Below are 21,938 nucleotides of genomic sequence, written 5' to 3' on the forward strand. Positions count from 1 at the left end.
CCGCCTCCACCACAGCCTGGACGTTGGTCCGGGCCCCGAGACGCGACCGCAAGGCTCTCACCTCCGCCCGGACGTGGGGGACCGGAATCCGGTCAGCGGCGGCGATGGTCGTGGCCGAGACGGGACCGGCCCTCAGCTGAGGACCACCAGCTCCTGGGTGGCCCGGGTCATCGCGACGTAGGTGTCGACCGCGCCGGAGACGCCGGTGCCGAACGCGGCGGGCCGCACCAGGACGACCAGGTCGAACTCCAGCCCCTTGGCCAGCTCGGGGGTCAGCGAGCGGACCCGGTCGGTGGGGCGGTACGACGGGTCGCCGATGACGCAGGCCGTGCCGTCGTCCGGGTGCGCGGCGAGCCAGTCGTCCAGCACGCGGGCGAGCTCCGCCGTACCGCCGTGGCGGACGGGGACGCCGGTGCTGCGGACCGACGTCGGCACGTTGGCGTCCGGGACCGCCGCCCGTACGACGGGCGCGGCCTCGGCCATCACCTCCTCGGGCGTGCGGTAGTTGATGCTCAGCGACGCGACCTCGACCTGGTCCAGGCCCGCCCGCGCGAGCCGCTCCGGCCACGACCCCACGAACCCGTGCCGGGCCTGGGCCCGGTCGCCGACGACGGTCAGGCTGCGCGAGGGGCAGCGGCGCAGCAGCATCTGCCATTCCGCGTCGGTGAGCTCCTGGGCCTCGTCGACCACGACGTGTGCGAACGGGCCGGCCAGCAGGTCGGGGTCCGCGGCGGGCAGCGCGTCCTGGTCGACCAGCTTGGCCTGCATGTCCTCCACGCGGAGCATCGACATCAGGTGCATCTCCGAGTCGTCGGTGGCGATCAGGTGCTCGACGACGCGGTCCATCTCCGCCCGCTCGGCGGCCCGGGCGGCCTCCGCGCGCCGCCGGCGCCGCGAGATCCCCGGGTCGCCGAGCCGCAGCCGGGCGGCGTCGAGCAGCGGCAGGTCGGCGAGCGTCCAGGCGTGCGGGTCGCGGCGCTGCAGGGCCCGGACCTCCTCGGGCGCCAGCCAGGGCGCGCACCGGCGCAGGTACGCCGGCACCGTCCACAGGTCGCCGACCAGGTCGGTGGGCTCGATCACCGGCCAGGCCCGGCCGAACGCGTCGACCAGGTCGTCGTTGCGGCGCAGCGCCCGCCGCAGCTGGTCCTCCGGCACGTCCGCGTCCTCGCACGCGTCCACCAGGATCGTCACCAGCGCCTCCCAGACCTCCTCGCGCGCCTCGTGGTGCGGCGTCCCGGGATCCGGTGAGCCGAACGCCTCGGCCCAGTCCTCGGCACTCAGCCACAGGTCGGCCCACGGCGTCTCGACCACGCACCCCTCGGTCGGCGGCTCCTCGTAGAGCGCCACCGCGGGCTCGATCGCCGCGACCATCGCCGCGCTCGCCTTCAGCCGGGCCACCTCCGGGTCCGTCTCCGGCACCGCGGTCGCACCCTCGGACACCAGGTCGCGCAGCGTGGCCGCCTGCACGCCTTCCTCGCCGAGGCTCGGCAGCACGTCCCCGACGTAGGTCAGGTACGGCGCCGACGGCCCGACGAAGAGCACCCCGCCGCGCCGGTGGCCGAGCCGAGGGTCGGCGTACAGGAGGTACGCCGTGCGGTGCAGCGCGACCACGGTCTTGCCGGTGCCCGGCCCGCCGTCGACGACCAGCGCGCCCCGGGAGCCGGCCCGGATGATCGCGTCCTGGTCGGCCTGGATGGTGCCGAGCACGTCCCGCATCCGGTCCGACCGGTCCGCGCCCAGGCTGGCGATGAACGCCGACTGGTCGTCGAGCGCGGCGGCGTGGCCGTCGTACCCGTCGGGGGTGAAGACCTCGTCCCAGTAGTCGCTGATCCGCCCGAGCGTCCAGCGGTAGCGGCGCCGGCTGGCCAGGCCCATCGGGTCGGCGTGGGTGGCGCCGAAGAACGGCTCGGCCGCGGGCGAGCGCCAGTCCAGGAGCAGCCGCTCCCCCGCGGGGCCGGTCAGGCCGAGGCGGCCGACGTACACGGGGGCGCCGCCGTCGGCGGGGACGAGGTGCCCCAGGCAGAGGTCCAACCCGAAGCGGCGCAGGGTCCGCAGCCGGGCGGTCAGCCGGTGCACCTCCTGGTCGCGCTCCAGGGCCGCGGTGCCGTGCCCGGCGGGGGCGCGGCGGGCCTCGTCCAGCCGTGCGGTCAGGTCGGCGACCGACCGCTCGAGGCTGGTCGCGAGGGTGGCGAAGAACTGCTCGTCGGCGCCGACGAGACGGGGGTCGGCCTTAGCGGAGAGGTGGTCGGGAAGGGCGAAGACGGTCGTCACGGCGGGAGATTCTGGGTCCGCCCAGGGGCCTTGCCGCAAGCCCCCTGCTGCGCTATACGTTGAGAGTGGAGGGGCTCACCGCTCCGACACGGTGAACCGCAGCGACGTGACCGGGTTGTCGAACTCGGTGGTCCGCAGCGACACCTGCAGGTCCCACCGGCCGGCCGCGGGGACCACCACCTCCGCGGAGTAGGTGCCGATTCCGACCTTCTCCAGCGCCAGCGTGCCGAGGTCGACGTCGTCGGTCGAGAGCCGGGCCCGGGGCGCCTCGAGGGCGTCGATCGGCGCCCCGCCGTCGCGGACCTGGACCGTGACGGTGTTGGGGCCGACGGTGTGCGGAGAGATGGCCGCGACGATCTCGTAGGGGCCCAGCTGGCCCTCGTGCGGACCGGTGTCGGCCGCCTCGACCGCCGCGCGCCCGGTCTCGGGACTGGTGTCGACGAGGACCCCGGTGACCAGCAGCAGCGCCACCAGTACGCCGGCCTCGGCGAAGGTCGTGCGGACGACCAGCTCGGCACCTGAGCGGCGATCGCGACGACGCTCGGCCCGGCGGAAGCGCGGGACCAGCGCGAACCGGTTCCACGCGGCCAGGGCGGCGACCACGGCCGCGGCCCCGATCTTGACCAGCAGCAGCCGGCCGTAGCCGGTGTCGACCAGGCCGCCCCACGACCCGAGGATCCGCCAGGCCAGCACCGAGCCGGTGACGACCAGGACCCCGAGGACCACCGCCCCGACCCCGGAGAAGCGGGCCAGCACCTCGGCCCCCAGCTCGCCCCGCCCGGCCAGGTCGGGCAGCACCAGCACCAGCGCCACCAGCCCGCCGAGCCAGACGCTGCCGGCCACCAGGTGGACCACGTCGGCGCCGATCGCCAGCAGCTCCGGCGGGGCCGCGCGGGTATGGCCGGTCAGGGCTGGGGCGGCGACCGCCACGGCGGCCGCGGCGAGGGCCACGCGGGTACGGACCGGACCGGGCCGGCCGTCGCCGAGCAGCAGCACGGCGAGGGCGGTGCCGAGCACGACCGCCGCGACGACGCCGTACTCCGTGAGGGTGAGGAGGGCCCAGGCGTCCCCGCTGGTCCAGGAGCCCTGGCCCCCGAGCTGGTACGTCGCGGTCAGCGGCAGGGTGACGAGCCAGGCCAGGGCGGTCACCGCGGTCGCGCCCCGGGTCGCGACCACCAGCCGCCGCCGGGCCCTGTCCGTCGTGCGGTCGCCCGGCAGGAGCAGCAGGGCGAAGCCGACCAGGCCGACCGCGAGGAGCAGCCCGACGTACCCGACACCGCGGGCGGCGCTCAGCTCCGGTGGTACGTCGGAGGTGGACGTGTCCACGTCCGGCGGCGGCACCACCGTGGGGCTCGGCGCACCGACGGAGAAGGTGAGCGAGCCGCTGACCGGGTGACCGTCGTCGGAGAGGACCCGCCACACGACGACCACGGTCCCCTCGGCGACCTCCTCGTCGAGGACGACGCCGACCTCCTCGCCGCTCACCTCGACCGCGGAGCCGAGCGGCTCGCCGGCGGCGTCGTACGCCTGGACCCCGTCGGGGACCGAGGTCACCGCCTCGCTGAACGTGAAGGTGATCCGCTCGGGCGACTCGGGCAGCACCGAGCCCTCGACCGGGTCGGTGCTGACCAGCAGCGCGTGGGCGCTCGCGGGCGCGGCCGTGCCGAGCACCAGGGCGGCGACCAGGGCCACCAGGGCGAGGAGCACGCCGCTCCGCCGCACCTGCGGGAGGGATCGGGTCATGGGCGCCGGCGCTGCCGGGCCAGCACGCCGCCGACGACGGCGGTGCCGAGCACGCCGGCACCCAGGACGCCGACGGCCAGCGAGGTGGTGCTGCGACCGTCGGCGTCGGCCTCGGTGACGACGATCGTGGGCGCCGGCAGCTCGAGGCGCTCCGGGTCGGTCCCGTCCGGGGCCGTCTCCAGCCAGGCCAGCTCGCCGCTCTCGCAGGTCTGCACGGTGGGGAAGACGAGCGTGCCGCCGGTCTCGGGCAGCCGTACCTCCAGCTCCAGCTCGATGGCCTGCCCGTCCGGGACCGGCCGGTCGGCACGGAAGACCACCGAGGTCGACCCCTCCGGCGCCGGGACGGTCTCGGCCTCCCACAGCGGGTGCGGGGCGGGAGCCGCCTCGCTGATCCCGGAGGGGATCCGGATCGCCACCTCGGTGGTGGCCGAGTCCTCGCAGCCGTGCTCGACGGCGACCCGGAGCACGGCGACCTCGCCGGCCGCGGTCGTGGAGGGCGAGATGGTGACGTGGGCGGCGGCCGGGGCGGCGAGGCCCACGGAGAGCCCCACGGACAGGACCACGCCCGCCGCGACGACGAGCGCCGCCCGGCGCGCGCGGGTGGAGAGGTGCCGCCGGTCCACGTTCACGTCCTGTCCTGATCGGTGTGACCCAGCGCACTGAACCAGCCCACTGAACTCTTGTCAAGAATGTGAATCGTCTCTAGGGTTCAGAATGACGAACCAAGGTCGCTCATGTGGATTGCCTCCCGGATGCGGCCACCAACGAAGGGACCCCTCTCCATGCCCAACATCACCGTCGAGCTGCTGGCCGGCCGCACCCTCGAGCAGCGCCGCGCCTTCGCCCAGGCCGTGGCCGACGACGCGGTCGAGATCCTCGGCGCCCGCCGTCAGGACGTCCGCATGGTCTTCAGCGAGATCACCCCCGACATCGTCGCCAACGGCGGCGTGCTGGCCAGCGAGGACGACAGCCGCGCGGGCGTGGTCGCCGCGCTCGCCGACGGGTCCTGACCCGACGCTGCTCCACGAGACCGGCCGGCGATCCCACGGGGATCGCCGGCCGGTCTGTTTGTGTCCGGCGGGCCGCCCGCGTGCCCCCGGGCCGACCGCCCGCCACCAGCGCAAGTGCGCCAATGGGGAGGGCGACCCGCCGGCGAACGAACGAAGCGGGCCCGGAGGACGTCGTCCTCCGGGCCCGCCCGTTCGATCAGGTCGTGATCAGCGCTTGACCTTGATCTTGACGGTCTTCACCGCCTTGTTCGCCAGGCTGCTGCCCGCGTAGGTCACGGTGACCTTCAGCGTGCCCGCCTTGGTGGCCTTGGCCAGCCGCAGCGTGACCTTGCCGCCCCGGACGGTGCCCTTGACGGTCTTGCCGCCCACCTTCGCGGTCACCGTGCCGGTCAGGGGTACGCCGCCCGTCGCCGAGAGCGTGACCTTGACCGTCGGCCGGGCCCCGCGCTTGACCGACTTCGGCGCCGTCACCTTCAGCGTGGGCGTCGCCTTCGCGACCCGCACCTGGACGGCCCCGGTCGAGGCCCGGTGCCCCGCGTCGCCGACGTAGCGGACGCTCAGCCGGTACGACCCCGGCACCAGCGACTTCGCCGGCAGCGCGATCGTGGCCCGGCCCGAGGCGAGGGTGCCCGCCCCGAGGACCTTCGAGCCGTGGACCAGCTCGACCCGACCACCGGCGGTGGCCGGTGCGACCCGGACCTGCACGCTGCCCGCCCGGCCGTAGACGACCGAGGCGGTGGTGCCCGAGACCGTGGTGGCCTCCGGACCCTTCTCCACCGTGATCGTCACGGTCGCCGGCTCGGAGTCGTCCTCACCGTCGTGCGCCGTGTAGGTGAACGCGTCGGTCCCGAAGAACGTGGCGTCCGGCGTGTAGGTGAAGGACCCGTTCGCCGCGAGCTCCACCGTGCCGTGGTCCGGCTGGGTGAGGTTCGTGGCGGTCAGCTCGTCGTCGTCGGCGTCGCTGTCGTTGGCGAGTACGCCGGGTGCCGCGACCGTGAGGGGATCGCCCTGGTCGGTCGTGTACGCGTCGTCGCTCGCCTCGGGGGCGGTGTTGGGCGCCTTCGTCACCGTGAGGGTGACGGTCGTGACCGCCGAGGCGGTCGTCCCGTCGTACGCGGTGTAGGTGAAGGTGTCCGTGCCGTGGAACCCGAGGTCCGGCGTGTAGGTGAACGATCCGTTCGCCGCGAGCGTCACCGAGCCGTGGGCGGGCTGGGTGGCGTTCGTCGCCGTGAGGGTGTTGCCCTCGTCGTCGGTGTCGTTGCCGAGCACGCCCGGCGCCGGGACGGTGAGCGGGGTGTCCTCACCGGTGGTGAAGGTGTCCGCGACCCCGGTCGGAGCCGTGTTCACCGGACCGTTGCCGATCGTCGTGATCTGCTCGGGGGTGAGCTCGTAGTCGTACATCTGGAACTCGTCGACCACCCCGTTCCAGCGCGGGTCGGGCCAGCTGGTGCCACCGATCCAGTTCGCCGTCGTGGTGCCGTTGACCCCCACGTCGCTCATGTCGAACGTGAAGTTGGTGCGCGTGGCCTTCAGCTCACCGTTGAAGTAGATCTTCCCGGTGGTGCCGCTGTGCGTGTAGACCACGTGCGTCCACTGGTTCAGCGGTACGTCGTTGCCCGCGCCCAGGGTCAACCGCTCCTGGTTGCCGTTGCCCGCCTTCTTGAAGGTGGCGGCGAACCCGGAGCCCGAGCCGTTCGGACCGGCCTGGGTGCTCGACTGCAGCAGGAAGAACGTGTCCGTGCTGCTGCCGATCTGGACGAGCGGGACCCAGTTGGGCAGGGCCCGCGGGTTCGTCCAGATCGAGATGCTGAACTCCTCGTCCATGCCCTCCTGGATGTTGTCGGGCAGTCGGATGTGGCTGTTCGTCGTCGACGCACCGCCGGGCAGGTTCACCCCGCGGCCGAACTTGCCCTGCGTGGTCCAGGCCGAGGAACCCTGGAGCTGGGCGGCGCCGACCGTGGTGCTGGTGCCGACGTTCGCGGTCGTCGTCCCGGTGCCCTCGTTGAGCGGGTACCGGATCGGGACGCCCGAGCCCGGCGGCGGGCGCAGCACCTCGTGGGTGAGCGTCCCCGTCGAGGCGCGGTAGCCGGTGTCCGGCACGTAGCGGACCTCGACCGCGTGGTTGCCGCGGCCCATGGTGTGGCCCGGGAACGTGACGACGCCCTGCGCGAGCGGGACGCCGGCGCCGACCTGCGCACCGTCGACCCAGAGCTCGGCCGAGCCGGCGGCCGGCTGGCTGTTCTCACCCTGCACCGTGCCGGTGAAGACCACCGGCTCGTTGGCCGGCGACGGCGAGGCCGGGGAGGCCGTGACCGTCGTCGTGGTGCGCAGGGCCGCACCGTCCTCGTAGAGGGCGGCGATGTCGGACGCGGCGAGCGCGGACCGGTAGAGCCGGACCTCGTCCATCGCGCCGTTGTACGCCGGGTCCGGGTAGCCGTTGCGACCCAGCCAGTTGTTCGCCGTGGCACCGATGTCGGCCATGGTGAGCGTCAGGTTGGTGCGCTGCGCGACCTGGACGCCGTCCAGGTAGAGCGTGCCGGTCGTGCCGGTCCGGGTGAAGGCGACGTGGTTCCACCGGTTGGCGACGACGTCCTTGGTCGGGGTCGCGTAGACCCGCTCCTGCAGGGTCGAGCCCTTCTTCTTGAACGTCGCCGCGAGTCCGGTGTTGCCGGCCGCCTGCGTCTGCATCTGGATCTGGAAGAAGCTCCCGTTGTCGCCGAGGTCGTCGCCGATGTGGAACATCCCGATCCAGTTCTGCTTGGCCGACGGACGCACCCAGAACGAGGTGGTGAAGTCGGTCTCGTTGCGCAGCAGGTTGTCCGGCAGGTCGACCGCGTTGACGTTGCTGCCGCCGGTCATCGACAGGGCCTTGCCGAACACGCCGTCGTTCGCGTAGCCGGCGGTGCCGGTCAGCACGGCCGGGCCCACCCCGGAGTCGGTGCCGGTGTTGGCCACCGTCTGCCCGGTGCCCTCCTCGAACTGGTAGCGGATCGGCACGTCGGCGGTGCCCGGGTCCTGGCTGATCACGACGAGGTCGTCGATCATCATCGCCGCGCCCGAGCCCGGTGCCTTCAGGGTGAGGACCTCCGAGCGCTTCGTCGCCGTGAAGGTGCCGACGTACGTCGCGAACGTGCCCGCCTTGCCCTGCGACGGGTTGGCCGTGGTGGCCGTCAGCGTCGCGTCGAGCCCGGCGACCGCCAGCTGGGCCGTGGCCGACCCGGTGCCGGCGACCCGGCTGTCCCGGGCGTACCGCAGCGAGACGCGGTACTCACGACCGACGTCGAGGCCGGTGAGCCGGCGCTCGAGGTGACCCGACTGACCGAGACCCAGGTGGTAGCCCTGGGCACCGAGACCGCCCTGGCTGGCCGCGATGCCGCGGACCAGCTGGACGTCGCTCTTGACGCTCCACGGGTTCATCCGGGGCGCGCCCGCAGCCACGTCGACGACCTGGGCGGGGTTGCCGCCACGCCAGTCGGCGGGGAGCCGCGGGTACTCGAACTGGTCGACGACCTGCGGGGTGCGCTGGTCCTGCTTCACCGCGGGGTCGATGTCCAGGATCTTCGCGACCGACGGGGTGCCCGCGGCGTTGAAGACGAACAGCATGTACGCGCCCGGAGGGGCGTAGGTGCCGTCCTGCGGGGCGGTGATGGTCAGCGCGCCGCCGTTCTGCGTGAACTGCAGGTCCTGGAAGTTCTGGTCGTTGTTGAAGCCGTGCGTCACCGAGCCGTTGCGGACCAGGGTCACCCGCGAGACGGTGCCGGTGGCCTGGGCCTGGAAGGTGCCGCCGTACCCGACCTTGTCGGGGACCGAGGACAGCGTCGGCCGCGCGGCCGGGCTGTCACCGTCGAAGAGGTACGACGGGGAGTAGTACTCGACGTCGGTGTAGTTGCGCGGTCCGGGGGCCCCGCCACCGCCGACCATGACCCGACCGTCGGGCAGCAGCAGCGCCGACGAGTGGTAGAGCCGGGCCCGCTCGGCCGGCACCTCGATCGTGGTCCAGTCGCCCGTCTCGGGGTCCCAGATCTCGGGGTTGGTGACGTAGCCGCCGTCGCCGTTGTTGTCGCGGCTGCCGCCCGTGACCAGGACGTCACCGTCGGGCAGCACCGTCGAGGTGGCCCAGTGGCGCTGGTACTGCATCGGGTCGGTGGCCTGGACGACCGGGTTGGCCGTGCCGCCGGTGATGTCGACGGTGAACGCACCGCGCGCACCGGCGCCGCCGCCGCCGTTGGACCAGGCGCCGCCGCCGACCTGGAGGATCTTGCCGGGGCGGTACATGGTCGCCGTGGACGTCGCGCCCACGGGCCGGCCGAGGGTGCCGCCCTGGTTGGCCGCGGCCGTCGGCAGGGTGCCCCGCAGGGTCAGCGTGCCGTTGCCGCTCGGGTCCAGCTCGAACATCTGGGTGCCGCTGATGTTGAACAGCTTGCCGCTGCCGGGGGCGACGAAGGCCCGCGGGTACCACCAGCGGTTCTCGTCGTCACCGGCGTGGTCGGCACCGCCGTCGCCGTACGCCGCACCGCTGGTCGCGCCGGTGAGGGCCTTCCAGCCGTTGCCGGAGTCGGGCGTGTAGATCTCCGGGGTCAGCACGCCGGGGCCGCCGGGGCCACCGCGCGAGCTGCCGCCCTGCACGACGATGGAGCCGTCGGGCATGGTGGTGCCGGTCGGGTACCACCGCGGGTAGTTCATCGGGGCCTCGTTGCGCAGCCCCTGGTTGGTCGTGTAGCTCGTCACGCCGATCGCGGCGTCGTTCGGGTCGTTGCCGCCCAGGCCGTCGTCACCGCCCACGGTCATCGTGGCGCCGGTGTGCGGGTTCTGGACCTGCATCGAGCAGAAGAGGTCGGTGTACGTCGCGTTCTGGACGATGCCGGTGCGCAGGTTCTCGACCGTGCGCGCGGGTCCGTTCGGGTCCCAGACGTCGATCTCGGTCTGGCCGCCCTGGACCACGCAGCTGTTGCCGGTGAAGTCGTAGAGGGCGTTGTCGTTGCAGGTCGCGGTCCCGACGCTGCCGAAGGACTGGACCTTGCCGTCAGAGGTGAGGGCCATGTTGATCGGCATCAGCGGCCACGGCTTCACGCCGCTCCAGGCGCCGGCGACGTCCTTCTTCGGGGGCGAGCAGTCGGCGGCGAGCAGACCGGTGGCGTAGGCGATGCCGTGCCGGATCTGCTGGCGCATGACCGGCTCGCTGTACGCCGTGCCCTCGTGACCCATGCCGGTGTACCAGGACCGACCGCTGTCGATCGTCTGGCACCAGGTGATCGGGTGCTTGGTGCCCTGGCGACCGAGGCTGCCGTAGGACATCTCGTCGGCCTCGAGCAGCGTCTTGACGTTGGGCGCCGGGTTGAGGGTCCAGTCGTACCACTCGTCGCTGCGGCTGAAGCTGGCGTCGATGCCGGCGGTCAGCGGGTGGCCGGTCGCGGAGACCTTGACCGTGCCGGGACGCACGCCGGGGTTCTCCGGGTGGCCCTCCGACATCGCGCCGACGAGCCGCAGGTAGAAGGGGTTCTCGTCGTGCTCGCTGGTGCCCACCGACCAGCCGGTGTAGTGGATGCCGGCGAAGCCGCCGCCGCCGCGGATGTAGTTCTCCAGGGCCGTGCGCTGGGCGCCGTTGAAGAGCACCCCGCCGGTCTGGACGAAGACCATGCCGTCGGTGGTGGCGAGGTTCTCCGGGGTGAAGACGACCGGGTTGTCGGTCTCCTGGATCTCCAGCGTCTGGCCGTACTCGCTCGCGATGCTCGCGGCGAGCTCCTTCACGGCGACGCGGGCCTGGGCCTGCGAGGCGTGGAAGTTCTCTTTGTAGAACAGAAGGATCCTGAGCTTGCCGTCGTCGGCCGCGGCCGTGGCGGGCGAGGCACTCACGGCGGCGAGCACCGGGAGGGCGACGACCAGGCCGACGGCGAGGACGAGGAGGCGTGTGGCGGAGCGGCTTAGCCGCCTTGCAGCACGTCTGCGGACAGACCTGCGAAGCACGTTCATGGGGCTCCCTTGACTGGGGTTCGGCTCGTTCTGGAGGGGCGGCCCCGAAGTCCGAACACCCTCTAGTCGAGCGAACGTATGGCGGTCGTCACATCAGAGTCAAGAACTATGTCCCGATTTGTGAACAGATTCTTGATTTCGTTCATATATACGAACTACGAGGCGATAAGCCGGCCTCACATCGCTCTCGACGACGGGTGCCCGGCAGGGACGCCTGCCCGGGGGGCCGGCGTCGTCGTCGGTGCTGCGTCGGAGGTGTCTGCGGGGTCGGGTCGCTAGCGGCGGACCCGCGCGCTGCCGCCGAGCGCCAGCGCGTGGACCTCCTCCCGTGTCGCCATGGAGGTGTCGCCCGGGGTGGTCATCGCGAGCGCGCCGTGGGCCGCGGCGAGCTCCAGGGCGGTCGCCAGCGACTCCCCCTCGAGCAGTCCGTGCAGCAGCCCGGCGGCGTACCCGTCGCCGCCCCCGACGCGGTCCAGGACCGCCAGGTGGTCGCGGGCGACCGAGGTCAGCACGCCGGTCCCCGGGGACCAGGCGATGCCCTGCCAGTCGTTGTCGCCGGCCGAGTGCACGACGCGCAGGGTGGTCGCCACGACCGACACCCACGGCATCTGCTCGGCCAGCACCGCCACGAGGCGCGCGAACCGCTCCTCGGGGGGAACGGAGTCGCCGGGGTCGCCGGGGTCGCCCGGGTCGCCGGTCCCGAGGACGAAGTCGCCCGGGTGCCCGACCAGCACGTCGGCGTGCCGGGCCAGCGCGGTGCTGACCTCGCGTGCGCGGTCGGAGCCGCCGCGACCCGCCCAGAGGCTGGGGCGGTAGTTGGTGTCGTAGGAGACCACGGTGCCGTGCCGACGGGCCGCGGCCATCGCCTCCTCGGCGACGGCCAGGGTTCCGTCGGCCAGCGCGGCGAACACGCCGCCGGTGTGCAGCCAGCGCACGCCGCGGCGGCCGAACAGGTCGTCCCAGTCGATCTCGCCGGGGCGCAGCTGGCTGATCGCCGTACCGGCGCGGTCGGAGACGCCGAGGGCCCCTCGTACGCCGAAGCCGCGCTCGACGAAGTTGATCCCATTGCGGGCGGCGCGGCCGATGCCGTCGAAGTCCACCCAGCGGATGAGCGAGGTGTCGACGCCGCCCTGGCGGACCAGGCCCTCGACCAGCCGGCCGATCTCGTTGTCGACCAGGGCGGTCACGACGCCCGAGCGCAGCCCGAAGACCGCGCTCAGGCTGCGGGCGACGTTGTACTCGCCGCCGCCCTCCCACACGTCGAAGCGCCGGGCGGTCCGGATCCGGCCCTCCCCGGGGTCGAGGCGCAGCATCACCTCGCCGAGCGCGACCACGTCCAGCTCGCACTCGGCCTCGGGGCGGAGCGCGATCACGGAGGCGGCCCCCCGGCCAGCAGCGGCGTCTCGAGACGACGCGTGGCGGCGCAGCGGGCGGTCACCTCGTCCCAGTCGCCGGCGGCGAGCAGGTCGGGCGCGACCATCCAGCTGCCCCCGACCGCGGTGACCGCCGGCAGGGAGAGGTACGCCGGCGCGGTGGCCTCGGTGATCCCACCGGTCGGCATGAAGCCGAGCCCCGGGAACACCGACGCCAGGGCCTTGACCGCGGGCGCGCCGCCGCTGGCCTCGGCCGGGAAGAACTTGACCGTGTCGAGGCCGAGCTCGCGCGCGGCCATCACCTCGGTCGCCGTGCTGACCCCCGGGATCACCGGCAGGCCGACCTCGCGGCAGCGTCGTACGACGTCGGCGCTGAGGCCCGGCGACACGATGAAGCCGGCCCCCGCGTCGCGGGCGAGGTCGACGTGGTCGGGGGTGAGCACGGTGCCCGCCCCCACCAGCACGTCCCCGCGCGCGGCGAGGGCGGCCAGGACCGCCCCCGCCCGCAGGGAGCGGAGGGTGACCTCCGCGACGGGCAGCCCACCCGCCACCAGCGCGGCACCGAGGTCGTCGGCCCGGTCGGCGTCGTCGAGGACGACGACCGGGACGACGCGGTGCCTTCCGAGCTCGTCGAGCAGGCTCAACGGAGCTCGGCGATCACGGTCTTGAGCTCGGTGTAGTCGTCCAGGCCGAACGACCCGAGCTCGCGGCCCCAGCCGGACTGCTTGAAGCCACCCCGCGGGAGGGTGACGTCGTCGGCGTGCCAGGTGTTCAGCCACACCGTGCCGGCGCGCAGCTTGGAGCCGACCCGGTGGGCGGTGCCGAGGTCCTTCGACCAGACGCCCGCGGCCAGGCCGTAGACGGTGTTGTTGGCGGCCGCGACGACCTCGTCCTCGGTGTCGAACGGGATCGCGGTGACGACCGGGCCGAAGATCTCGTCGGTCTGGATCGCCATCTGCTCGGTCACGTCGGTGATCAGCGTCGGCCGGAAGAAGTAGCCCTGGTCGGCGGCCGGGTCGCCGCTGCCGGCGGCGATGGTCGCGCCGTCGGCGATCGCGCCGCGGACGTAGCCGATCACCTTCTCGTGCTGCTCCTGCGAGACCAGCGGGCCCATCGTGGTGGCGGAGTCGAAGCCGTTGCCGACCGTGATCGCCCGGGCCGCCGCGGCGACGCCCTCGATGACCTGGTCGAAGACCGAGCGCTGGACGTAGAGGCGCGAGCCGTTGACGCAGCACTGGCCCTCGTTGAAGTAGCCGGCCAGGGCCGCACCCGCGACCGCGGCGTCGAGGTCGGCGTCCGCGAAGATGATGTTGGGCGCCTTGCCACCGAGCTCCAGGGAGACCTTCTTCAGGTTCTTGGAGGCGCCGGCCGCGATCTTCTTGCCGACCTCGGTGCTGCCGGTGAAGGCGACCTTGTCGACGTCCGGGTGGTCGACCAGCGCGGCCCCCGCGTCGCCGTACCCGGGGACGACGTTGACGACGCCGGCGGGGACGCCGGCCTCGAGCAGCAGCTGGCCGAGACGGAGCGCGGTGAGCGGGGTCTGCTCGGCCGGCTTGAGGACCACCGTGTTGCCGGCGGTGATGGCCGGGACGACCTTGAAGGCGGCCATGGTGAGCGGGAAGTTCCACGGCACGATGCCGGCGACGACACCGATCGCCTCGCGGCGGGTGTAGGCGTGGAACTCCTTGCCGGGGACCGACATCGGGATGGAGGTGCCCTCCATCTTGGTCGCCCAGCCGGCGAAGTAGCGGAACAGCTCGGCCGCGACGCCGACGTCGCCGCGCGCGGACGCGAGGCTCTTGCCGTTGTCGAGCGACTCCAGCTGGGCGAACTCCTCCGCCTGGGCGTCGATCAGGTCACCGATGCGCCACAGCAGGTGCGAGCGCTCGCGCGGGGTCATCCGCGACCACGGGGACGGGGACTTGAAGGCGTTGCGGGCCGCGACGACCGCGCGATCGATGTCGACGGCGGAGGCCTGGGCGACCTGCACGAGCTCCTGCTCGGTGGCGGGGTCGACGGTGGCGAAGGTCTTGCCGTCCTTGGCGTCGACCCACTCGCCGTCGATCAGCAGCTGCTTCGGCGAGGACAGGAACGAGCGGACGGCGGGGAGGAGCTCGGGGCGGTCGTACGACATGGTGCCTTCCAGGTGGTGGGTGCGATACAGGGGAGGAGGCGCGACTACTTGATGGTCAGCACCTTGGAGCGGTCGAGGGTCAGGGCGACGGCGGCCACGATGATGGCGCCGTAGAGGATCTGCTCGTACGCCGAGGGAACGCCGACGATCGGCAGGCCGACGCGGAGCAGGGTGATGACGAGCGCGCCGACGAGCGAGCGCCAGATGCTGCCGTGACCACCGGTGATCGCGGTGCCGCCGACGACGATCGCGGCGACGGCCGGGAGCAGCAGGTTGTCGGCCATGGTCGGGCTGCCGCTGAAGTTGCGGGACACGAGCATGACCGCGGCCAGGCCGGCGCAGGCGCCGGACACGGTGAACGCGCCGACCTTGACCCGGTCGACGGGGGTGCCGGCCAGCCGGGCCGCCGACTCCGAGTAGCCGGTGGCGGTGATGTAGCTCTGCAGGGGCGTCAGCTTCAGGACCAGCGCGATGACGGCGACCACGACGACGGCCACGAAGAAGGCCATCGGGATGTAGCCGGCGACGTACAGGGTGAGCCAGTTGGTGGCGTCGCGGTCGACGACCCGGATCGGGCCCGCGTCGGAGATCACCAGGGCGACCGCCGAGAAGATGCTCATGCCGCCGAGCGTCACGATGAACGACGGGATGCGGAGCACGACGTGGGCGATGCCCTGGATCGCGCCGATGCCGGCCGCCGCGGCGATGACCGCCAGCGTGGTGAGGCCGCCCAGGTCGGGCAGCCACATCGCGAAGAAGACCGTCGACAGCGACGCGAGGGCCGCGATCGACAGGTCGATGCCGCCGCAGAGCACGACCAGGGTCGCGCCCGCGGCGAGCACCACGAGCGGCGCCGAGGTGCGGATGGCCGCGGTCAGGCTCTTCTGCGTGAGGAAGTCCGGGTCCGCGATGGTCAGCGCCGCGAGCAGCGCGACGAGCGCGATCACCGGCATGAACGACGTGAGCCGCTGCGCCGGGGTGGGCCCACCCTTGACCACGACCGGCTCGGCGGCGGGCTGGGCGATGACGGGGGTGGACACCTAGACCATCTCCTTGACGAGGTCGAGCGGGGTGGGCTTGTCGCCGGAGGGGCACGGGACGTGCTTGGTGGCCTTGCCGTCGCTCATCACGACGATCCGGTCGGACATGCCGATGGCCTCCTCGAGGCTGTCGGCGAGCAGCACCGTGGCGACGCCGCTGTCGGCGAGCTCGCGCATCAGCCGGTAGACCTCCGAGCGCGCGCCGATGTCGAGGCCGCGCGTCGGGTGGTCGAGGAGCAGCAGCCGGATGTCGCCGGCCACCAGCCAGCGGGCCAGCACCACCTTCTGCTGGTTGCCGCCCGAGAGGCGCTGGATCTGGGTGCCCCGGTGGGGCGTGCGGATGGAGAGCCGCTCGATCCAGCGGTCCACGAGGGACGACTGCCTCTTCGGCATCACGATCGGACCGGCGCAGCGGGACTGCTGCTTGGTCAGCGTCATGTTGTCGGCGACCGACATCGGGCCGACCATGCCCTCGATCTTGCGCTCGGCCGGCACGTAGCCGATGCCGGCGGCGACCGCGGCGCGGGTGCTGGACAGGTCCAGCCTCTTCCCGTCGAGCGTCACCTCGCCGGCGAGCGTCGGCTCGGCGCCGAACAGCGCGCGGCAGACGTCCTCGCGGCCGGAGCCGTGCACGCCGACGATCCCGACGATCTCGCCGGCGGCGACCTCGAGGTCGACGTCGCGGAACGTCTTGCCGGACAGGCCGCGGATCGACAGCATCGGCCGCAGCGGCTCCGCGGAGCGCTCGTAGGCCTGGTCGTGGTAGTGGTCGTCGGACCCGGTCGACCCGATCATCATCCGGTGCAGGTCGGCGGGCGCCGCGCCCGCGGTCGCCACCTCCCCCACCGACTGGCCGCCGCGCAGCACGCTCACGCGGTCGCAGACGTCGAGCACCTCGTCGAGACGGTGCGAGACGAACACGACGGAGGCGAACTCGCGCAGGCGTCGTACCTGGGTGAAGAGGGTCTCGATCTCCTTCGACTCCAGCACCGAGGTGGGCTCGTCGAGGATGATCACCGGCGGGTGCTGGCTGCGCTGTTCGATCCGCAGCACCTTGGCGATCTCGACCATCTGCCGGTCGGCGAAGGAGAGCGTGTCGGTCCGGGCGAGCGGGTTGATGTCGGAGCCGATCTTGTCGAGCTGCTCCTGGGCCAGCTTGCGCATCGTCTCCCAGCGGTAGACCCCGCCGCGGACGCCCGCCCCCTCCGAGCCGAGGACGATGTTCTCGGCCGCGGTGAGGTTGGGGACCAGCGACTGCTCCTGGAAGACCATGCCGATGCCGTGGTTGGCGGCCTCGACGACGCTGCGCAGCCGGACCTTCTCGCCCCGGACCCAGATCTCGCCGGAGTCGGGACGGACCAGGCCGACCAGCGCCTTGAGCAGGGTGGACTTGCCCGCGCCGTTCTCGCCGGCCAGGCCGAGCACCTCGTTCTGGCGCACGACCAGGTCGACGCCATCGAGGGCCTTGACGCCCGGGTAGTGCTTGACGAGGTTCTTCACCTCCAGCGCGGGCACCATCGGGTGCGGCTGCTGGCCGATCTCGGGATTCGCCGGGGGGATCACTTGGTCACCTGGTTCCTACGACGCTGCGGGAGCACCGCGGCGGCCACCGCGGCGACGACGATGAGGCCCTGGACGCCGCCCTGCCAGTACGGGCTGACGCCCACCTGGACCAGGCCGTTGGTCAGCACCATGACGATCAGGACGCCGACGGCGGAGTGGAGGATGCCGCCCCGGCCGCCGGTCAGCAGGGTGCCGCCGACGACGGCGGCGGTGATGGCGGCGAAGTCGTAGCCCTTGCCCGCCTGCACCAGGCCGGCGCTGAGCTGGCTGGTCACCATCACCCCGGCGAGGCCGTAGAACGCCCCGGCCAGGGTGAAGACGGCGACCTTGTACGGCGCCACCTTGACGCCCGAGAGCGCCAGCACCTCCTCGGCCCCGCCGATGGCGAAGGCGTAACGGCCGAGCCGGGTGTAGCGCTGGATCAGGTAGCCGACCAGGACGCACGCGAAGGCGATCCAGGTCAGGTAGGACAGCCCGAGGAGCCGCTCGACCGGCCAGCTGGCCAGGGTGCCGTCGGTGATGTTCGGCTGGACGCCGTTGAACATCAGGGTCGCGAGGCCGAGGCCGACGGCCGAGACGCCGAGGGTGGTCATGAACGACGGCACCTTCAGCAGCACCAGCGCCAACCCGCTCACGCATCCCAGGGCCGCCGCGAGCAGGATCGCGAGCAGGATCCCGATGACGCCGAGCTCGTTGCCGTTGCGGTTGTTGGCGACCAGCAGCGCCACCGCGATGGCGGCGGCGCCCATGACCCCGGGGGCCGACAGGTCGATCGAGCCCATCATCAGCACGAAGGTGATGCCGCACGTGACGACGGCGAGGACGGCGGCGGTGTCCATGATGTTCTGGACGTTGCCGATGCTGCGGAAGTCCGAGCTCAGGGCCGAGAAGGCCACGAAGATGACCACCAGGGCGAGGGGAGGACCCGAGTCCCGGAGGGACACCCCCCGCCGAGGCTGGGGGCGCGCCGCGGCGACGTCGACGTCCTCGGCGGGGGATGTCATGGTCACGAGATCGCGCCCTGCGACCGGCTGAAGACGTTGTCGCACTCGAAGTCGGCCTCGTCGGTGGCCGGGGAGAGGTACTCGGCGACGTTGTCCTGCTGGATGAGGAACTGCTCGGCGAACCAGGCGCGGTCCTCGTCGGCGATGTCGGCGACGTCGAGCTCACCGGTGGCGACGCAGTAGCCGGCCGCCAGGCCGATGCCGCCCTGCCACGGGCCGTCGCTGGAGACGGTCGCGGTCATCGCGCCGCTCTCGATGGCGGTGAGGGCGTCGGGCACGGCGTCGATGCCGACGACCGCGATCTCGCCCTCCTTGCCGGCGGCCTTGAGGGCCTCGAGGGCGCCGAGCGCCATGTCGTCGTTCGCGGCCCAGATGCCCTTGACGTCGTCACCGTGCTTGGTGAGCAGCGTCTTGGTCACCTCCAGCGCCTCGGCGCGGGAGAAGTTGGCGGTCTGCTGGTCGAGCAGCTTCACGTCGGGGTTGGCCGCGAGGGACTCCTCCAGGCCGGCGAACCGGTCCTTGGCCGCACCGGTGTCGAGGATGCCCTGCAGGGCGATGATGCCGCCCGAGCCGCCGATGGCCTCGGCGAGCGCGTCACCGATCTGCTTGCCGGACTCGACGCCGTTGTAGGTGATGTGGCTGATCCAGTGGTCGTAGTCGGTGACGTTCAGGTCGGCCGGCTTGTTCCACTGCGTCACCAGGTAGGCGCCCGCCTCCTGGGCCTGCTCGACGATCGGCGGGGTGTCCGAGTCGCCGTTCGGCAGGATGTTCATGACCAGGCAGTCGGTGTCACCGGCGAGGAGCTGGGTGATCTGCTCCTGCTGCTTGGTCGAGTCGCCGTCGTAGGTCAGCCGCTGCTGCTCGAGGTCGACCGACTTCGCGAACGCGTCGCCACCGTCGAGCCAGGAGGCCTCGTAGGGGTTCGACTCGTTGCGGACCTGGCCGACCAGCTTGACGTCGGCGGGGTCACAGGCGCCGGCCTTGTCGCTGCCGCCGGTGCCGGCGTTCGACTCCTCGCTGCAGCCGGTCAGCGCGATGGCCGCCAGCGACAGGCTCAGCAGAGCGACTGCGGGACGTGACTTGAAGTTCATCGTTGATCCTCATTTTCTTGACGCCAGATGCTCCGGCGGTTGGCCCGAGAGGTCAGGGGTCCGCTGTTGCGGAGATTAATGCGGGTTGCTTACTACGGTGTGGCGGGGGTCACTTTTACGGTCAGCGGGCCATCCACCCTCCGTCGACGACCAGGACGTGCCCGTTCACGTAGTCGGCCGCCGACGAGCTCAGGAAGACCGCCGCACCGGCGATGTCGTCGGGCGTGCCCCAGCGACCGGCCGGGATCCGCTCGAGGATCGCGCGCGAGCGGTCCGCGTCGGCGCGGAGCGCCGTGGTGTTGTCGGTGGCCATGTAGCCGGGCGCGATGGCGTTGACCTGCACCCCGGCAGCGCCCCACTCGTTGGCGAGGGCCTTGGTGATGCCGGCGACGCCGTGCTTGCTGGCGGCGTACGAGATGACGCGGATGCCGCCCTGGAAGGCGAGCAGGCTCGCGATGCTGACGATCTTGCCGTGCCCGCGCTCGACCATGGGGCGGCCGAGGTGCTGGCTCAGGAAGAACAGTCCGCTGAGGTTGATGTCGACCACGCGGTTCCAGGACTCGGGAGTCAGGTCGACGGTGTCCTCGCGCTCGATGATGCCGGCGTTGTTGATGAGGATGTCGACCTCGTGCGTGGCCGTGATCTGGGCGCACACCCGCTCGATGGCGGCGTGGTCGGAGACGTCGAGGTCGATGACCTCGACCTCGCGGCCCAGCTCGGCGACCTGGTCGCGGGTGCCGTCCTGGCTGCCGGCCAGGCCGACCAGCACCAGGTCGGCGCCGGCCTCGGCCAGCCCGAGCGCGACGCCCTGGCCGAGCCCGCGGCCGGCCCCGGTCACGACCGCGGTCTTGCCGTGCAGGTCGAAGGGGGAACGCCGTTCGGTGGCGGTCTGGGTGGTCACAGGTCCTCCAGGGAGACAGGGGTGAGGTCGGTGTACGCGTTGTTCTCGCCGGCCATCGCCCAGATGAAGGCGTAGGAGCCGGTGCCGGCGCCGGAGTGGATCGACCACGGGGGCGAGATGACGCCCTGGCGGTTCCGCAGGACGAGGTGGCGGGTCGCGCCCGGCTCGCCCATGAAGTGGAAGACGCGGTCGTCCTCGGGGAGGTCGACGTACATGTAGACCTCGGTGCGCCGGTCGTGCAGGTGCGGGGGGAAGGTGTTCCAGACGGAGCCGTCGGATATGACGGTGACGCCGAACTGCAGGACCGAGGTCTGCAGCTCCTGCCCCCAGGCGTAGCGGTAGAGGCTGCGCTCGTTGGCGCACGCCGGAGTGCCGAGCGCGACCGGCTCGACCTCCTGGTGGTTCAGCAGCACCGCCGGGTGCGTGGCGTGGGCGTTCGCCGAGACGAAGTAGAAGGCGGCGTCGGCACCCGCGAAGGTGACGTCGCTGCCGCGGCCGACGTACAGGCCGTCGAGGTGGTCGAGCTCGAACTTCTCGCCGTCGACCAGGACGTGGCCCGAGCCGCCGACGTTGATGACGCCGAGCTCGCGACGCTCCAGGTGCTTCTCGGCACCGAGGACCTCGGTCCAGGCCGGCAGGTCGAGCTGACCGGTGCCGGGTACGGCGCCGCCCACCACCATCCGGTCGTCGTGGGTGTAGACACCCTGGACCTCCCCGGCGACGAACAGGTCCGCCAGGAGGAAGTTGTCCCGCAGGTCCGCGGCGGACGCTGTCTCCACGCTCGAAGGGGCTGTGGAATATCGGACCTGAATCACGCGGGAACTCCTCGGTCTTATGAACTACGTTCGGCTATGTGAACTGGCAGGAACGTACACGTGGCCGTCATCACAGGTCAAGTGATCGAAACTGGTTTACGGATGTGAACTGGCGTACTGTCATGCCACCATTGACCGACGACCTGACCACCACCTCGGAAGGCCCTCCGCGATGCAGCTGGAGAAGACGATCAACGGCGGCCCCGCCGCCGCCCCCGTCAAGTCGGCAGCGCGCGCGCTCGACCTGCTGGACGAGATCGCCGCCAACGGACCCGGCACCCAGCTCCAGCTCTCGACGCGACTCGGCATCCCCAAGAGCAGCCTGCACGCGCTGCTGCGGACGATGACCGACCGCGGCTGGCTCGAGACCGACCCGACCGGCAGCGTCTACAAGCTCGGCATCCACTCGCTGGTCGTCAGCTCGGCCTTCCTCGACGGCGACTCCGTGCTGGCCCGGGCCTCGCACCTGCTCGACGAGGTCGCGGCCGCCACCGAGGAGACCGTCCACCTCGGCCGGCTCGACGGGGCCCACGTCATCTACACCGCGAAGCGCGAGTCCGCGCACCCGCTGCGGATGCACTCCGCCGTGGGTCGCCGGCTACCGGCGTACGCCACCGCCCTCGGGCGGGCGATCCTGGCCGAGCAGCCGCTCGACGAGCGGGCCGGTCACGTCCCGGACTCCATCGCCCCGATGACCACGCACACCACGACCGACAAGGGCGCGGTGCTGGACATCATCGACCGCGCCTCGCAGGTCGGCTACGCCGTGGAGAGCGAGGAGTCCTGCCTCGGCGTCCGCTGCTTCGGCGTCACCCTGCCCTTCGGGCGCGAGGCCGTCGACGCGATGAGCGTCGCGGTGCCGATCAGCCGGCTCGGCGACGGCCGCGAGGACTTCATCATCGAGACCCTGCTGAGCGTGAAGGCCCGCCTGTCGGTCGTGAACGACAACAGCATCGTCCGCTGACCCCTACCGGACGCTCCGGTCCCGGATGCCCCGTAGCATCCGCGGGCGTCGGGCAGCGG

15 protein-coding genes are annotated in these 21,938 nt (G+C 72.2%); 2 read left to right on the forward strand and 13 right to left on the reverse strand.

Going from position 1 to position 21,938, the window contains the following annotated elements; all coding sequences use genetic code 11:
* Positions 1 to 132: 132 nt before the first annotated feature.
* The 3 genes from helR to BLT76_RS09250 form a co-directional block, all read right to left on the reverse strand.
* Positions 133 to 2,271 (reverse strand): RNA polymerase recycling motor ATPase HelR, encoded by a 2,139-nt coding sequence (gene helR, locus BLT76_RS09240; protein ID WP_244509335.1) that lies wholly within the window; start codon positions 2,269 to 2,271, stop codon positions 133 to 135.
* Between the two features lie 75 nt (positions 2,272 to 2,346).
* On the reverse strand, positions 2,347 to 4,014 hold the full coding sequence (locus tag BLT76_RS09245) for a copper resistance CopC/CopD family protein (RefSeq protein ID WP_090854165.1): 1,668 nt from the start codon (positions 4,012 to 4,014) through the stop codon (positions 2,347 to 2,349).
* Complete coding sequence (locus tag BLT76_RS09250) at positions 4,011 to 4,637, reverse strand: YcnI family copper-binding membrane protein (protein WP_170866985.1); 627 nt, start codon at positions 4,635 to 4,637, stop codon at positions 4,011 to 4,013. The genes BLT76_RS09245 and BLT76_RS09250 overlap by 4 nt, the downstream gene beginning before the upstream one ends.
* Before the next feature lie 159 nt (positions 4,638 to 4,796).
* Here BLT76_RS09250 and BLT76_RS09255 point away from each other — a divergent pair, with 159 nt between their 5' ends.
* Complete coding sequence (locus tag BLT76_RS09255; RefSeq protein WP_090854171.1) at positions 4,797 to 5,024, forward strand: tautomerase family protein; 228 nt, start codon at positions 4,797 to 4,799, stop codon at positions 5,022 to 5,024.
* 207 nt (positions 5,025 to 5,231) lie between these two features.
* Here BLT76_RS09255 and BLT76_RS09260 read toward each other — a convergent pair whose 3' ends face one another.
* From BLT76_RS09260 to kduI, 10 genes are all read right to left on the reverse strand, one after another.
* Positions 5,232 to 10,877: a LamG-like jellyroll fold domain-containing protein gene (locus tag BLT76_RS09260; RefSeq protein ID WP_244509336.1), complete on the reverse strand. Its 5,646-nt coding sequence runs from the start codon at positions 10,875 to 10,877 to the stop codon at positions 5,232 to 5,234.
* A gap of 392 nt (positions 10,878 to 11,269) precedes the next feature.
* Positions 11,270 to 12,367: a sugar kinase gene (locus tag BLT76_RS09265; protein WP_280139633.1), complete on the reverse strand. Its 1,098-nt coding sequence runs from the start codon at positions 12,365 to 12,367 to the stop codon at positions 11,270 to 11,272.
* Positions 12,364 to 13,011, reverse strand: coding sequence for a bifunctional 4-hydroxy-2-oxoglutarate aldolase/2-dehydro-3-deoxy-phosphogluconate aldolase (gene eda, locus BLT76_RS09270; protein ID WP_090854177.1), 648 nt, complete (start codon positions 13,009 to 13,011; stop codon positions 12,364 to 12,366). The genes BLT76_RS09265 and eda overlap by 4 nt, the downstream gene beginning before the upstream one ends.
* A complete protein-coding gene (locus BLT76_RS09275; RefSeq protein ID WP_090854180.1) occupies positions 13,008 to 14,501 on the reverse strand; it encodes an aldehyde dehydrogenase family protein in 1,494 nt (497 codons plus the stop codon). The genes eda and BLT76_RS09275 overlap by 4 nt, the downstream gene beginning before the upstream one ends.
* Positions 14,502 to 14,545: 44 nt before the next feature.
* Entirely contained in the window at positions 14,546 to 15,541 is a 996-nt protein-coding gene (locus BLT76_RS09280; RefSeq protein WP_090854183.1) for an ABC transporter permease, read from the reverse strand.
* Positions 15,542 to 17,104, reverse strand: a complete 1,563-nt coding sequence (locus BLT76_RS09285) for a sugar ABC transporter ATP-binding protein (protein ID WP_244509337.1) — start codon at positions 17,102 to 17,104, stop codon at positions 15,542 to 15,544.
* Positions 17,101 to 18,048, reverse strand: a complete 948-nt coding sequence (locus BLT76_RS09290; RefSeq protein ID WP_090854550.1) for an ABC transporter permease — start codon at positions 18,046 to 18,048, stop codon at positions 17,101 to 17,103. Before BLT76_RS09290 ends, BLT76_RS09285 begins: the two co-directional genes overlap by 4 nt.
* A 62-nt stretch (positions 18,049 to 18,110) precedes the next feature.
* Positions 18,111 to 19,199 carry a sugar ABC transporter substrate-binding protein gene (locus tag BLT76_RS09295; protein WP_090854186.1) on the reverse strand — a complete coding sequence of 363 codons (1,089 nt, stop codon included), beginning with the start codon at positions 19,197 to 19,199 and terminating at the stop codon, positions 18,111 to 18,113.
* A 121-nt stretch (positions 19,200 to 19,320) separates the two neighbouring features.
* Positions 19,321 to 20,100, reverse strand: a complete 780-nt coding sequence (gene kduD, locus BLT76_RS09300; protein ID WP_090854189.1) for a 2-dehydro-3-deoxy-D-gluconate 5-dehydrogenase KduD — start codon at positions 20,098 to 20,100, stop codon at positions 19,321 to 19,323.
* A complete protein-coding gene (gene kduI / locus BLT76_RS09305) occupies positions 20,097 to 20,879 on the reverse strand; it encodes a 5-dehydro-4-deoxy-D-glucuronate isomerase (protein WP_244509338.1) in 783 nt (260 codons plus the stop codon). The genes kduD and kduI overlap by 4 nt, the downstream gene beginning before the upstream one ends.
* Positions 20,880 to 21,087: 208 nt before the next feature.
* Here kduI and BLT76_RS09310 point away from each other — a divergent pair, with 208 nt between their 5' ends.
* The gene (locus BLT76_RS09310) at positions 21,088 to 21,879 is read left to right on the forward strand and encodes an IclR family transcriptional regulator (protein WP_090854194.1); all 792 of its coding nucleotides are present in this window, start codon (positions 21,088 to 21,090) and stop codon (positions 21,877 to 21,879) included.
* The last annotated feature ends 59 nt before the right edge of the window (positions 21,880 to 21,938 follow it).

It is taken from the genome of Nocardioides lianchengensis (genome assembly GCF_900101465.1).
GTDB classification, from domain to species: Bacteria; Actinomycetota; Actinomycetes; order Propionibacteriales; family Nocardioidaceae; genus Nocardioides; species Nocardioides lianchengensis.